Here is a 13490-nt window from a genome sequence, read left to right as displayed (position 1 = left end):
AACGACCCTCTATCTTTCGTGGGGAGACTCACTCATCAGACCTCCTGCCGCGTGTGCCCCACGCCCTCGGCAGTCAGTTCGCGCGAAACACGAAAACTCTGGAGAAAAGTGGCTGTCAAGATCCGCCTGAAGCGGCTCGGAAAGATCCGTGCCCCGTATTACCGCATCGTCGTCGCCGACTCGCGCACCAAGCGCGACGGTCGTGTGATCGAGGAGATCGGCAAGTATCACCCCACCGAGGAGCCCTCGTTCATCGAGGTCGACTCCGACCGCGCACAGTACTGGCTCGGTGTCGGCGCGCAGCCGACCGAGCAAGTGCTGGCCATCCTGAAGCTGACCGGCGACTGGGGCAAGTTCAAGGGCGACAAGAACGCCACGAGCACCGTCAAGACCCCCGAGGCGAAGGTCGCGTTCGTCGCCGACGAGAAGAAGAAGCCGGTTCTCAAGCCGAAGAGCGAGAAGTCGGCGCCGAAGGCGGAGCCGGTAGCCGAGGCTGACGCGCCCGCCGACGAGACCACCGAGGCGTAAGACCTTGCTCGCTCCCGCTCTTCAGCACCTGGTCGAGGGAATCGTCGACCACCCCGACGACGTGCATGTCGTGGCGAAGGAGTCATCGCGCGGAGAGGTCCTCGAGGTTCGTGTGAACCCCGAGGACCTCGGCCGCGTGATCGGCCGCTCCGGTCGCACGGCGAAGGCTCTTCGCACCGTCGTGAACGCGCTGGCCGACGGTCGTCGCGTGCGCGTCGACCTCATCGACTGACGAACGGTGAGCGGCAAGCGAACCGAGCCGAAACAGCCGAGGCAGCAGCTTCGCGTCGGCAGACTGACCAAGGCGCACGGTCTCAAGGGCGCCATCAAGCTCGAGCTCTACACCGACGACCCTGAGCGTCGCTTCGTGCCGGGAGCCGAGTTCTCGCTGCAGGTGCCCACCGGATCGAAGTGGCACGGCAAGACCATCCGCCTGGCGGAGATGCGCTGGTACAACGGGCATCCGGTCGGATTCTTCGAGGGTGTCACCGACCGCACCGAGGCCGAGACGCTCATCAAGGCGATCCTCTGGGTCGACCAGGACGACACGGTCGAAGAGGATGCCTGGTACGACCACCAACTCGTCGGCCTTCGGGTGCTGCGCGAGGGCACCGAGGTCGGCACGATCGCCCGGGTCGACCACCTGCCAGCTCAAGATCTGCTCGCGGTGAAGACGCATGAAGGCGAGGTGCTCGTGCCGTTCGTCTCCGCGATAGTCCCAGAAGTTGATATCAAGGCCGGCACCGTCACGGTGACTCCTCCGACGGGGCTGTTCGAGGACGTGCCGGACGACGGCGACGCGGATGCCAGCGGTGCTGAGACGGGGGAGCCCGACGCGTCGATCACGGATGCCGTCGAGTCGGACGAACGGACCGCGCCCGACACTGAGGGCTTCGCGGAGTAACAGCCGAGGTTGCTCGCGTCCTTCTCGACGCTGCTCGCGACGTCCTTAGAGAACGCTCGCGCTACACGTATCGGCATCCGCTACACGTATCGGCATCCGCCACACAATGATCCTGTAGCGGATGCCGATAGGTGTAGCGGATCCGTGTTGCGTCGCGGGCAAGCCGCCGATTCGCCGTCGATCTGATGCCCCCGTGGCCTCGCGGCGTCGATCCGGGGAGACTGAAGGCATGCGATGGCAACGGTTGTTCCGCGCCGCCATCGCGTGCGGCGCGGCACTCGCCCTCACCGCGTGCAGCGGCGGCGGGCCGCACGAGCCCGCGACGTTTCGCCCCACGATGCAAGCGACCGGACCGGTCACGCCGCCCTCCGCAACGGGCACCACGCCGCTGTGGCCGAGCTACCACGCCGACCAGGCGCGGACGGCGGCGGTGCCCGTCTCCGTACCGGACCCGGCACAAAGTGCGTGGAAAGCTGACCTCGGCGCCGCTGTCTACGGCCAGCCGGTAGTGATCGGTGACACGGTCATCGTGGGTACGGAATCCAACGAGGTGGTGGCGCTGAACCGCAGCTCTGGACGCCGGCTCTGGTCGTATCGGCTCGGCGCACCGCTCACGAACGTCAGCGAGCGAGCAGGTTGCGGCAACATCGATCCACTCGGCATCACCTCGACGCTCGCGATCGACATCGGCAAACGCGAAGTCTTCGCCGTCGGTGAGGTCGTCGACGGTGACTCGGTGCAGCACAAGCTCGTGGGCCTCGCGGTCGACACCGGGCGGGAACTGCTGAACGAGAACGTGGACCCGCCCCTGCCTGCGGGGGAGAAGAGCATCCATCTGCTGCAGCGCGCCGGTCTTGCGATCGGCAACGGCCGGGTCTACATCGGCTACGGCGGCAACATCGGAGACTGCGGCAGCTACCACGGCTGGCTCGTGGGAGCATCGGAGACCACGCCCGGCGACCTCGTGAGCTTCGAGGTGGCGCGCGATGGCGAAGGCGGAGCGATTTGGCTCTCAGGCGGCGCGCCGGCGATCGGCTCCGACGGCAGCATCTACATCACCACGGGCAACGCCAACCCGTTTCCGCCTGGTCAGGACCGGTTCGAGTACACCGAGAGCGTCGTGAAGCTGTCGCCGAGCCTGAAGGTGCTCGCCTCGTTCAAGGACCGGACGGCGAGCGGCGACGAAGACCTCGCCACCGGCAATCCGGTTCTGCTGCCCGGCGGACTCGTCTTCGCAGTCGGCAAGACGGATGCCGGATACCTGCTGCGAGCATCCGACCTCGGTCGCGTCGCCGTGATCCATGACGTCTGCGGCAGTGACCCCGACGGCGGCCCGGCGTACGACCCGACGACACAGCGACTGTTCGTGCCCTGCCGTGGCGGCGGCATCCAGGTCATCGACGTCGCCAAGCGGATGCTGGGCCCGCGGCTCCCCGGCGCGAACGGCGCCCCGATCGTGGTCGGCGACACGGTGTGGGCGGCGCAGTACCCGGCGGGAGGACTCACCGGCTACACGGCGAACTCGGGCACCCGCCGGCAGTCGCTCGACACGGGGGCGCTGCCGACCTTCGCCACCCCATCGTTCGCCGCAGGAATGCTCTTCATCGGCACACGCACGGGCGTCATCGCATTCGGCAGGTGATCGTCGCGCGTGCCGGTCCGCGGCAGCTCCTCCAACGGATCAATCCTCGACGACGAGCGAAGTGGATGCCTCGTAAGGGCCCGGGCACGTTTCGGTGCCCTTGTTGTGCCACACCAAGTGCACGCGACTGTCGGCGATGATGCTGCCGTGAGTGTCGAATGCGGCGACGCGGCCGATCCGGGGCCGCGCGAATCCGATGGGGACCGACCAGATATTGCCGTCGTGGGTGGCGGGGAACATCAGCGTCGGTGTCGAACTACTGCCGGCATGCACCACACCTACCCTGCGTGGTGTGCAAGTGGCCCCGCCACAGAACCCGACGTTTGCGACACGCGAGGTTTGACCGGAGACATGCACGCGAATGGAGTTGAGGTACCCCACCGCCGAGCATGCCGTAGGCGGCGAAGCAGAGCACGAGGATAGCGCCGCGAGCAGAAGGGTGGATCCTGTGACGGCGAACAGGTGTCTGAACCGCATGGTCCCAGTATCTGTTCGGCTTGTGGTCCCACGCTCAGGCCCGCGACACGGTCACCACCGCCGTCTTGAACTCCGGCATCGCCGACACGGGGTCGACGGCGTCACTCGTGAGGAGGTTGGCGCTGTCGGCGTCGGGAAAGTGGATCGGCAGGAACACGGTGTCGGCGCGGATGCCCGCATCCAACTCGACCGGAGCCGTCACGCGGCCCCTGCCGTTCTCGATGACCGCGAGATCGCCGTCGCGCAGGCCCCGTGCTGCCGCCGCCGCCGGATGCAGCACCGCGACGAGCCGAGGCCGCGCCGTCATCAGCTCGGGCACACGCCTGGTCTGCGCGCCGGACTGGTAATGCTCGAGCAGCCGTCCCGTCACCATCCACAGCTCGTCTCGTCCGCGCGGAGTCTCGGCTCCCGGTCGGCGCCGCACGGGCACGAATCGGGCGCGCCCATCCTCGTGCCAGAAGCGCTCGGTGAACGGACGGGGCGTCGACAATCCGCCTGCGGTGAACGGCCAATGCACGGGCTCGCCGCTCTCGAGCATCCGGTAACGGATGCCCGAGTAGTCGGCCTTGCCGCCCGCGGATGCCCGTGCGAGCTCCTCGAACACCTCCTCCGGCTCCGAGTCGAAGCTCACGTGCGGAGCAAGGCGCCTGGCGAGCTCGGCGAGGATCCACAGCTCACTCCTCGCCTGCCCGGGAGGAGCGATCGCACGCCGACGGCGCAGCACCCGCCCCTCGAGATTCGTCATCGTGCCGTCCTCCTCTGCCCACTGGGTCACGGGCAGCACGATGTGTGCGCGCTGGGCGGTCTCGCTAAACACGAAATCGCACACGACGAGCGTGTCGAGCCGGTCGAACGCCTCACGCACCACGCCTGCGTTGGGCGCGGAAACGACCGGGTTCGCCCCGTGTACCAGAAGGCAGCGAACACCGCCCGGTGCGCCGGCGGTCTCCAGCAGTTGCACGGCCGGCACACCCGCGCCGGGGAGCTCGTCCGCGTCCACGCCCCACACGGCCGCGACGTGAGCACGGGCATCCGGATCGGTGATCGACCGGTAGCCGGGCAGCTGGTCCGCCTTCTGCCCGTGCTCGCGCCCGCCCTGCCCGTTGCCCTGGCCCGTCATCGTGCCGTAACCGCTGCCCGGACGCCCCGGCAGCCCGAGCAGCAACGCGAGATTGATCGCGGCTGTCGCGGTGTCGGTGCCGTCGGAGTGCTGCTCGGCCCCGCGACCGGTGAGGATGTACGCGTCGCCCTCGGCGAGCCGCCGCACGACCGCGCGCATCCGTTCGGCGGGCACGCCCGTGACCGCCTGGGTGCGCTCCGGCCACCACTCGGCCACGCTGCGGCGCACGGCCTCGTAACCCGTGGTACGCGACTCCACGAACTCGGCGTCGACCAGTCGTTCGGCGATGACGAGGTGCGCGAGCCCGAGAAGAAGCGCGAGGTCCGTCCCCGGGGCCGGAGCCAGGTGCATCCCGGCCCCGTCGACCGTCAGTTTCGCCGTCGACGAACGACGCGGATCCACCACGATGAGCCCGCCCGCCGCCCGCGCGCCCTGCAGGTGGCGCAAGAACGGCGGCATCGTGTCTGCCATATTCGACCCGAGCACGAGCACCGTCCGCGCTGAATCGAGGTCGGTCACCGGGAACGGCAGCCCCCGGTCGAGGCCGAACGCGCGGTTCGCGGCCGCGGCGGCCGACGACATGCAGAACCGCCCGTTGTAGTCGATACGGGACGTGCCTAGGGCGGCGCGGGCGAACTTGCCGAGCTGATACGCCTTCTCGTTCGTCAGGCCGCCGCCACCGAAAACGCCGACGGCGTCGTGCCCGTAGGACGCCTGCGCCTCCGCGATCCGTTCGGCCACGGCATCCAGCGCGGTCTCCCACGCCACCGGCACGAGGTGTCCGCTCGCATCGCGGATCAGCGGCTCGGTCAGCCGGCCAGGTGCATCGAGCACGACGGCGGATGTCCACCCCTTCTTGCAGAGTCCGCCGCCGTTGGTGGGGAAGTCGCGCCCTACGACCTCGAGCAGCGGAGCGCCCGGGTCGCGCAGTGCAGGCGTGCTCAACGTCATCGCGCACTGCAGCGCGCAGTACGGGCAGTGGGTGGCCGTACCCGAGGGGAGCGGTCTCGGAGCGGCGTCGTTCATGCCGGCACCCGGGCATCCGTGAGTCCGTCGAGGATCGACTGGATGCGACCTCGGCATCCGCCGCATCCGGTGCCTGCGCGCGTGGCCGCTCCGATGTCCGCAACGGTGCACACGTCGTGCTGCGTTTCTCCGGCAGTGAGTGCGGCGTCGGCGATCTGCCTTGCGCTGACGCCGTTGCACCAGCAGACGGTCGCGTCCGGGTCCGAGTGCGTGGGCTCGAGGGCTTCGCGGTCCACCCCGTCGTAGCGCAGGATCAGCGACCGGTCGGCCGGCAGCTGGGCGCCGCGCTCGAACAGAAGCGTGAGCTCGGCGGCCGTTCGAGGCATCCCGACCGCCGCGAACGCCGTGAGCACGCCGTGGTCGGTCACGGTCTTGACGTACGCGCCGTGCTCCGGATCGGTCCAGAGCGTCACACTCCGGCCGCCCTCAGATCCGTGGTACGGCCCGTAGTCCCAGGGCTCAGGGGTGACGTCGCCGACCGCGACGCACTCTACGTTCTCGCCCTTCAGCATTACGATCGCCGGTCGCTCCCTAGGCGGCTCCCGGTCGAATGGATGCCCGTCCGCCTCGGCCATCAGCCGAGCGGCCAGCCAGTCCGCTTGCTGCCACCCCGGACCGACGAGACCGCTCGGGCCCCCCGCAACGGTGTCTCCCGAATCATTCGCGGCAGGATCGGCGACGTGTGCGCAGTCGCCGATGGCGTGCACGTTCGGATCGCTCCACGATGTGAGCGTGCGATCGACGAGGATGCCACGCGCCACCCGCAATCCCGCGAGGTCGGCGAGCTCGCTGCGTGCTCCGACTCCGCACGAGAGCACGAGCAGTCGGCCATGCACGTGCTTTCCGTCGGCAGTGATGAGGGCATCGAAGCGAGCAGTTTCGTCCGGGGCATCGGCCGAGTCGTGCCGCAGACTGATCGCCTCCGCTCGGGAGTGCGGAAGCACTGTCACGCCCGCCGCCCTCAGAGACCGCGCCAGCGTGAGACCCGCGCCGCGGTCGAGGTTGCGCGGCATGGGCGTCGGGCCGTGATGCACGACGACCGTCTCGCATCCGGATCGCGCGGCCAGAAGTGCGAACTCCAGGCCGAGCACCCCGGCGCCGAGCACGACGATGCGATCGCGCCGCCGCACCGCTGCCGCCACACGGGCCGCGTCGGCGAGGTCTCGCAGCGTTGTGACCCCCGGGGACAGACGATCGTCGACACCGATCGGATGCGCGCCCTGGCGCCCGAGTGGGTCTCTGCCGTCCGCCGCTCGTGGAACGCCGTCCAGTGCGGGTATGTTCGCGCGTGCCCCGGTTGCGAAGACTATTCGGTCGTACGGCACATACTGCGGCTGCGCCGTGCCGTCGTCCACGGTCGCCATCCGCCGCGAGGTGTCCACACGGGTCACGCGTGCGCCGAGCCGCACGTCTGCGCCGGCGGATGCGAGCTCGCCGGCATCCTGCAGCATGATCTCCTCGAGGGAGACGGTCCCGACCGCGTGCTCGGCCACCAGCACCCGGTTGTAGGCGGCAACCGGTTCGGCGCCGACGATCGTCAGATCGATCGACCCGGAGCGCACGGCCGGCAGCAGCTCCTCGGCCAGCCGTGCTCCCACCGGGCCGACACCGACGATGAGCACCCGCATCAGATGCGGTGCCCCGTCAGGCGTCCACGGGGACGGGCGTAGACGGTCAGCGTCACGATGAGGAGCACGGCGTAGCCGCAGACGAAGCCGAGGAATGCGGACGCGTAGCCGCCGGTCGCCGCCACGGATGCGCCCAGCACCTGCGGGATCACGAAGCCTCCGTACGCGCCGATCGCAGAGACGATGCCGAGCGCCGCAGCCGACCGGCGGCCGGCTTCCTGTGCGCGAGGGTCGTCGGGCGAGTCGGCGCCGCTTGTCGCGAGGAACACGGTGGGGATCATGCGGTACGTCGCGCCGTTGCCCACGCCGCTGGCGGCGAAGAGCACCAGGAAGCATCCGAGGAAGAGCCAGAACGACCCGAGGTGCAGCGTCATGACCACGCACAGCGCGACGACCCCCATGACGGCGAACGAACCGGCAGCCACTTTCGCGCCGCCGAATCGGTCGGCGAGTCTGCCGCCGTACGGCCGGCTCAGGGAGCCGACGAGGGCGCCGAGAAACGCCAGCGAGACGGCGATCGTGCCGATCGGAATCGTGGCGAAGGAGGGGAACTGGTCGGCGATGAGCTTCGGAAATACGCCGGAGAAGCCGATGAACGAACCGAAGGTGCCGATGTAGAGCAGCGCGAGTAGCCAGAGATGCGGTTCCTTCAACGCGCACAGCGAGGCGGAGAAGTCGTTGCGGGCGCTGGAGAGGTTGTCCATGCCCTTCCACGCCCCGATCATGGCGACCACGATCAGGGGGACCCAGATCCACCCGGCAACGCCGAGCCCGACCCCCGCGGTGAGCGCGACCGCGACCGGAACCGTGAACTGCGCCACCGCGGCGCCGAGGTTGCCACCCGCCGCGTTCAGGCCGAGCGCCCAGCCCTTCTGCGCGTGCGGGAAGAAGAACGTGATGTTCGACATCGAGCTGGCGAAGTTGCCTCCGCCGAACCCGGCGAGCCCAGCCACCGTGAGGAGCACCCAGAACGGGGTGTGCGGGGAACTGACGGCCAGCGCCAGACCCACGGCCGGGATGAGCAGCAGCCCGGCGGAGACGATCGTCCAGTTGCGGCCGCCGATCAGCGGAACCATGAACGAGTACGGGATGCGCAACGTCGCCCCGACCAGGCTCGGCAGCGAGATCAGCCAGAAGCTCTCGGTCGTGGTGAGGTGGAAGCCGGCGCCAGGCAGCAGCACGACCACGATGGACCAGAGCTGCCAGACCACGAACCCGAGGAACTCGGCGAACACCGACCAGCCCAGGTTGCGGCGCGCGATCGCCCTGCCTGCGGTCTGCCATTGCGCGGCGTCCTCGGGATTCCAGCCGTCGATCCAGCGACCCGGGCGCCGTACGAGAGCGGCTCCGTTGGCCTGCGCAGCGGATTCGGTATCGACCAATTCCGTCATGGGGACCTCCTACGCGATAGGGGGAGAAGCGGATGCCTGCGACGCTACGGAGGCGCCGTTTCGGTGAATCGCGCTGCCGGTAACCGCCGCGGAACGTTGTCCGCACCGCGCTCCGGTTCCGCGGTGAGGCGAGGTGGCTCACTCCTCCAGCACGTTGATCCGATACCCGCGCTTCACGACCGTCGACACCAGTCCCGGCGCATCGAGCACCGATCGCAGCCGGCTGAGCGCCATGTCGAGTACGTGGTCGTCGGGGGAGCCGACGAGGATGCGTGACAACCGGTCGCGCGGCACGACGGCTCCTCCGGCACGGAAGATCGGCCGGAACACGGCCAGCTGGGCCGGCGTGAGCGGCACGGCGCGTTCGCCGATCCGCACGACGGTACCGCGTAGCTGCAGGTCGCCGTGCGCGGTTCGAAGTCCGTGTGCGCTGCGGCTCTCCAGCTCCTCGCACACGAGCCGCACCAGGGCGCCCATGCGGAATCGCTCCGGCTGGATCGGCTGGATGCCTGCGGCAATCAGTGGAGCGGCCGTCACCGGTCCGACCACGGCCGGGATGACCTGGTCGGTGAAGGCATCCAGCAGCTCGTCGCGGCGCCCGTGTTCGTCTGCCGCATCCAGGAGCGCCTCGGCCGCGGGGGCACTGGTGAACGTGACGCAGTCGAGTTGGTCGGTACAGGCCGCCTCGATGAGCTGCTGCACTCGCCGGTCGGCCGCGTCGGGAGCGCGCCAGCGATAGGGGGCGACGGTGAGCACCTGGTGCCCCGCAGCGCGCAGCCGTTCCAACTGGGCTTCATCGGTGTGCCCGTGTACCTGCACCACGATCGTGAGTCCCGGCTCGTACCGCTCGACCACCCGATCGACGAGGGATGCGGTGGTCTCTTCGTCGCTCATCCCTGCGTCGTCGAGTCCTGCAGCGCGTACACCGCCCCGTGCTTTCGGGCCTCGAACGAGGATGTCTGCGCTCGCCAGAGTTCCCAGCAGCGCGTCACCGAGCCCTGAGGCATCCGCCACCTCGAACCAGCGGCGGATGCCATACGCAGTCGTCGCCAGCAGCAGCTGCGGCTCCGCGTCGATCACCGCCCTGGTGTCGGAGATGACCGGGTCGTCGGCATCGGCGTTCACGAGATGGATCGTCGGCGCGTGCAGTACCTGGGCGCCGCGCCGCTCGAACGCGTCGATGAGATCGGCGCTGCGTCGATCGCTCGTCACCCCGATGCGGAAGCCGTGCAGCTGGTCGGGCCGGAATCCGGGCACCGTGGTCGCCTCGGTCGTCATCGGGCCGACTCCGCGGATCCCACGCTGTCCGACGAGACCGGTTGCCGCGCGAGCTCGTGCGCGCGCTCGAACTGCCAGGCGGCGACGTGGTCGCCTCCCGTCGCCAGGCGCACGACCTCGCCGATCACGATGACGGCCGGTGAACTGACACCTGCGACGACGGATGCCGTCACGATGCCGCCGAGATCGGAGATCGTGGTGCGCTGGTCGGGCGCGAATCCGCGCTCGATCGCCGCGACCGGAGTGCCGGCATCCAGCCCGTGACGGGCAAGTCCGGCGACGAGACCGGGCAACGTGCCCACGCCCATCAGGACGACGATCGTCCCCCCGAGCCCGGCGAGGTGGCGGTGCTCGTCGTCGGTGAGCGGAGCGTGGCCCGACACCACGGTGAAGAGGTGGCTGACGCCGCGGTGGGTGAGTGGGATGCCTGCAGCAGCCGGCACCGCCGTCGCACTCGTCACCCCGGGGATGACGCGCACCGGCACGCCCGCCTTGCGGCACGCGGCCGCCTCCTCGCCGCCTCGTCCGAGTACGAAGGGGTCACCACCCTTGAGCCGCACCACGCGGGATCCTTCGAGAGCGTGACGCACGAGCATCCGTTCGATCTCGTCCTGGGGAACCGCGTGATGGCCCGGCCGCTTGCCGACATCGACCAGCAGCGCATCGGGAGCGAGCTCGGCGAGCCGCTCGTGCGGCGCGAGGCGGTCGTAGAGCACGACGTCGGCGCGGCGCAGTGCGTCGAGGCCGCCGGCGGTTATGAGGTCAAGACTGCCGGGGCCGCCGCCGACGAGAGTGACCTCACCCCCGGCGCCGGAGGCGTTGCTGCTCACTGTCGAACGCCTTCTCGGCCCGCTCCAGCATCGGCATCCGCGCGTCGCGTCGATGGCATTCCCAGCGCGACGGCCCGCTCACCAGGCCTGGCGGGGCGCGCCTGGCCTCGTTCGATCACCCGAGGAATGCCGGTGTCGGGTGCGTCCGGTGCGTTGACGAAGGATCGGAAGCGTCTGAGCCGGTCGGGGTCGGCGAGGGTGGCGGCCCACTCGTCCTCGTAGTCGTCGACATGCCTGCGCATGGTCGCCTCGAGCTCCTCGGCCAGGCCGAGGGAGTCATCGACGACGACGCTGCGCACGTGGTCGAGTTCCCCGTCGAGGTCTTCCATCCACCGGGCGGTGCGCTGAAGGCGGTCGGCGGTGCGGATGTAGTAGACGAGATAGCGGTCGATGTATCTGATGAGAGTCTCGTCGTCGAGATCCGATGCGAGCAGCTGGGCGTGGGCAGGCTGCATTCCGCCGTTGCCGCCGACGTACAGGTTCCAGCCCTCGGCTGTGGCGATCACGCCGACGTCCTTGCCGCGGGCCTCGGCGCACTCGCGCGCACATCCGGAGACGCCGATCTTCAGCTTGTGCGGGGCGCGGAGCCCGCGATAGCGCAGCTCGAGGCGGATCGCCATGCCCACCGAGTCCTGTACTCCGAACCGGCACCACGTGGATCCGACGCAGCTCTTCACATTGCGCAGCGCCTTGCCGTACGCGTGGCCGGACTCGAAGCCGGCGTCGACGAGCTTGCGCCAGATGTCGGGCAGCTGGTCGAGACGGGCGCCGAACAGGTCGATGCGCTGGCCACCGGTGATCTTCGTGTACAGCCCGAACTCCTCGGCGACAGCCGCGATGACGGCGAGTTTCTGCGGAGTGATCTCGCCCCCGGGAATCCGCGGCACCACGGAGTAGCTGCCGTCCTTCTGCATGTTCGCGAGGGCGCGGTCATTCGTGTCCTGCAGGGTGCCCCGGCCGCCGTCCAGGATGTAACCGCCGTGCTGGCTGGCGAGCATCGATGCCACCGCCGGCTTGCAGATGTCGCAGCCGCGGCCGGTGCCGAATCGGGCGACGATGTCGTCGAACGAGGTGAGCCCGAGCATCCGTACGCCCTCGAACAGCTCCTGGCGGCTCATCGGGAAGTGCTCGCACATCGCCGTCGACACAGCGATTCCCGCGGAGGCGAGCTCCTTCTCCAGCAGCTTCTTGACGAGCGGCACGCACGAACCGCACTGCGTGCCGGCACGCGTGCACGACTTCAGGTCGCCGAGATCGTGGCATCCTGCCCCGTCCTCACCTCCGGAGTGCACGGCGTCGCGAATGGCGCCGACCGAGACGTTGTTGCACGAGCACACCAGTGCGTCGTCGGGCAGATCGGTGCCCTCCGGCAGCTCGCCGCCCGCGGAGAGGTAGGCGGCCGGCTCGGCCGAGAGCTCGCGGCCGAGCAGCGGGCGAAGCGCCGAATAGGGTGCGGCGTCTCCGACGAACACCCCGCCGAGCAGGGTCTTGGCATCCTGGGTGACGACGATCTTCTGGTACAGACCACGCGCGGGGTCCGCGTAGACGATCTCCAGGGCGCCGGATGTCGAGCCGAACGCGTCGCCGAAGCTGGCCACGTCCACACCGGAGAGCTTGAGGCTCGTCGCGTCATCGATCGTCAAGAACTCGGCGTCGCCGCCGAGCAGGCGGTCGGCGACGGTCTCGGCCATGGCGTTGGCTGGGGCGACGAGGCCGACGCAGCGGCCGAACACATTGGCGACCTCGCCGATCGCGAACACGTGCGGGTCGGAGCTGCGGCAATCGGTTCCGATCACGACGCCGCCCCGCTCGCCGAGCTCGAGTCCGGCTTCTCGCGCCAGCTCATCCCTGGGAGTCACACCGATGGCGAAGACCACGATGTCCGCGTCGACTCGCTGTCCGTTCGTGAGCTTGACCTCGCTCACACCGGCCTCGTCCACGAGGATCTCCTGGGGCCGGGTGCCGAGATGCAGCCGGATGCCCCGCCCCGCGATGAGGCGGGAAAGCGCCTGTCCGGCACCCTCGTCCAGCTGCGCCGACATCAGCCAGCCGCCGGAGTGCACGACGGATGCCTCAGCACCCAGCTGCGCCAGCCCGCCGGCCGCTTCCAGTCCGAGCAGACCACCGCCCGCGACGAGCACCTTCGGCGCGCGCCCCCGCCGCTCACGTACGACTTCACACTCGGCGACGAGGGCGTCCACGTCGTCGATCGTGCGATACACGCAGGCGTGCTCGCTGCCCCGGATGCCGGGGACCGGTGCGCTGGATCCGGTCGCGAGCACGAGATCGTCATAGGGGAGCCGCTCACCGTCGTCCGTGTGCACGATCCGCTCGTGACGGTCGATGGAGATCGCACGCACACCGGTGCGCAGGCTCACGCGCGAGTCATCCCAGACGGCGGAGGGCTGCAGGGTGAGATCCTCCTGGTCGTGCAGCCGGTGGCTCAGCGACACACGGTCATACGGCAGGTATGGCTCCTCACCGACGACGGTGAGATGTACGGCAAGGGCCTCGTCGCGGGAGGCGACGGCATCCACCAGCCGATGTGCAGCGGGACCCGCTCCGATCACCACCACCCGTCGCGGCCGGCCATGCATCTCGCCTGCGGTTGCGCCTGTGTTCGCCATGGGCGTTCCCCTCCCGACGGGCCTCCCGCGGATCGTTGC

General features: G+C 69.4%; 11 protein-coding genes. 4 read left to right on the top strand and 7 right to left on the bottom strand.

Annotated elements, in window-relative coordinates; genetic code table 11:
- Positions 1-108 precede the first annotated feature (108 nt).
- The 4 genes from rpsP to ACYVI5_RS09820 all read left to right on the top strand — a co-directional run bounded on the left by rpsP (position 109) and on the right by ACYVI5_RS09820 (position 3074).
- The gene (gene rpsP, locus ACYVI5_RS09835) at positions 109-528 is read left to right on the top strand and encodes a 30S ribosomal protein S16 (RefSeq protein WP_460580024.1); all 420 of its coding nucleotides are present in this window, start codon (positions 109-111) and stop codon (positions 526-528) included.
- A gap of 4 nt (positions 529-532) precedes the next feature.
- A complete protein-coding gene (locus tag ACYVI5_RS09830) occupies positions 533-760 on the top strand; it encodes an RNA-binding protein (protein ID WP_460521038.1) in 228 nt (75 codons plus the stop codon).
- Between the two features lie 6 nt (positions 761-766).
- Positions 767-1432: a ribosome maturation factor RimM gene (rimM, locus tag ACYVI5_RS09825; RefSeq protein WP_460580023.1), complete on the top strand. Its 666-nt coding sequence runs from the start codon at positions 767-769 to the stop codon at positions 1430-1432.
- Positions 1433-1661: 229 nt separating this feature from the next.
- Positions 1662-3074: a PQQ-binding-like beta-propeller repeat protein gene (locus tag ACYVI5_RS09820; protein ID WP_460580022.1), complete on the top strand. Its 1413-nt coding sequence runs from the start codon at positions 1662-1664 to the stop codon at positions 3072-3074.
- Between the two features lie 39 nt (positions 3075-3113).
- Here the strand turns inward: ACYVI5_RS09820 and ACYVI5_RS09815 are convergent, their stop codons facing one another.
- The 7 genes from ACYVI5_RS09815 to nirB all read right to left on the bottom strand — a co-directional run bounded on the left by ACYVI5_RS09815 (position 3114) and on the right by nirB (position 13451).
- Positions 3114-3347, bottom strand: coding sequence for a hypothetical protein (locus ACYVI5_RS09815; protein WP_460580021.1), 234 nt, complete (start codon positions 3345-3347; stop codon positions 3114-3116).
- A 238-nt stretch (positions 3348-3585) separates the two neighbouring features.
- Positions 3586-5697, bottom strand: a complete 2112-nt coding sequence (locus ACYVI5_RS09810; protein WP_460580020.1) for a molybdopterin oxidoreductase family protein — start codon at positions 5695-5697, stop codon at positions 3586-3588.
- On the bottom strand, positions 5694-7325 hold the full coding sequence (locus ACYVI5_RS09805) for an FAD-dependent oxidoreductase (RefSeq protein ID WP_460580019.1): 1632 nt from the start codon (positions 7323-7325) through the stop codon (positions 5694-5696). The genes ACYVI5_RS09810 and ACYVI5_RS09805 overlap by 4 nt, the downstream gene beginning before the upstream one ends.
- Positions 7325-8716 carry an MFS transporter gene (locus ACYVI5_RS09800; protein ID WP_460580018.1) on the bottom strand — a complete coding sequence of 464 codons (1392 nt, stop codon included), beginning with the start codon at positions 8714-8716 and terminating at the stop codon, positions 7325-7327. Before ACYVI5_RS09800 ends, ACYVI5_RS09805 begins: the two co-directional genes overlap by 1 nt.
- Before the next feature lie 138 nt (positions 8717-8854).
- A complete protein-coding gene (locus ACYVI5_RS09795; protein WP_460580017.1) occupies positions 8855-9994 on the bottom strand; it encodes a uroporphyrinogen-III synthase in 1140 nt (379 codons plus the stop codon).
- Entirely contained in the window at positions 9991-10824 is an 834-nt protein-coding gene (gene cobA, locus ACYVI5_RS09790) for a uroporphyrinogen-III C-methyltransferase (RefSeq protein WP_460580016.1), read from the bottom strand. Before cobA ends, ACYVI5_RS09795 begins: the two co-directional genes overlap by 4 nt.
- A complete protein-coding gene (gene nirB, locus ACYVI5_RS09785; RefSeq protein ID WP_460580015.1) occupies positions 10821-13451 on the bottom strand; it encodes a nitrite reductase large subunit in 2631 nt (876 codons plus the stop codon). The genes cobA and nirB overlap by 4 nt, the downstream gene beginning before the upstream one ends.
- Positions 13452-13490 lie beyond the last annotated feature (39 nt).

The organism is Humibacter ginsengisoli (genome assembly GCF_054780095.1).
Note: the sequence above shows the minus strand (reverse complement) of the source record. Positions and strands in the feature narration are given on the sequence as shown.

Excerpts from the sequence above, each read along its gene's own strand:
- ACYVI5_RS09800 (WP_460580018.1), bottom strand. The coding sequence starts at position 8,716 with ATGACGGAATTGGTCGATACCGAATCCGCTGCGCAGGCCAACGGAGCC.
- ACYVI5_RS09810 (WP_460580020.1), bottom strand. The coding sequence starts at position 5,697 with ATGAACGACGCCGCTCCGAGACCGCTCCCCTCGGGTACGGCCACCCAC.
- ACYVI5_RS09820 (WP_460580022.1), top strand. The coding sequence starts at position 1,662 with ATGCGATGGCAACGGTTGTTCCGCGCCGCCATCGCGTGCGGCGCGGCA.
- ACYVI5_RS09805 (WP_460580019.1), bottom strand. The coding sequence starts at position 7,325 with ATGCGGGTGCTCATCGTCGGTGTCGGCCCGGTGGGAGCACGGCTGGCC.
- nirB (WP_460580015.1), bottom strand. The coding sequence starts at position 13,451 with ATGGCGAACACAGGCGCAACCGCAGGCGAGATGCATGGCCGGCCGCGA.
- ACYVI5_RS09795 (WP_460580017.1), bottom strand. The coding sequence starts at position 9,994 with ATGACGACCGAGGCGACCACGGTGCCCGGATTCCGGCCCGACCAGCTG.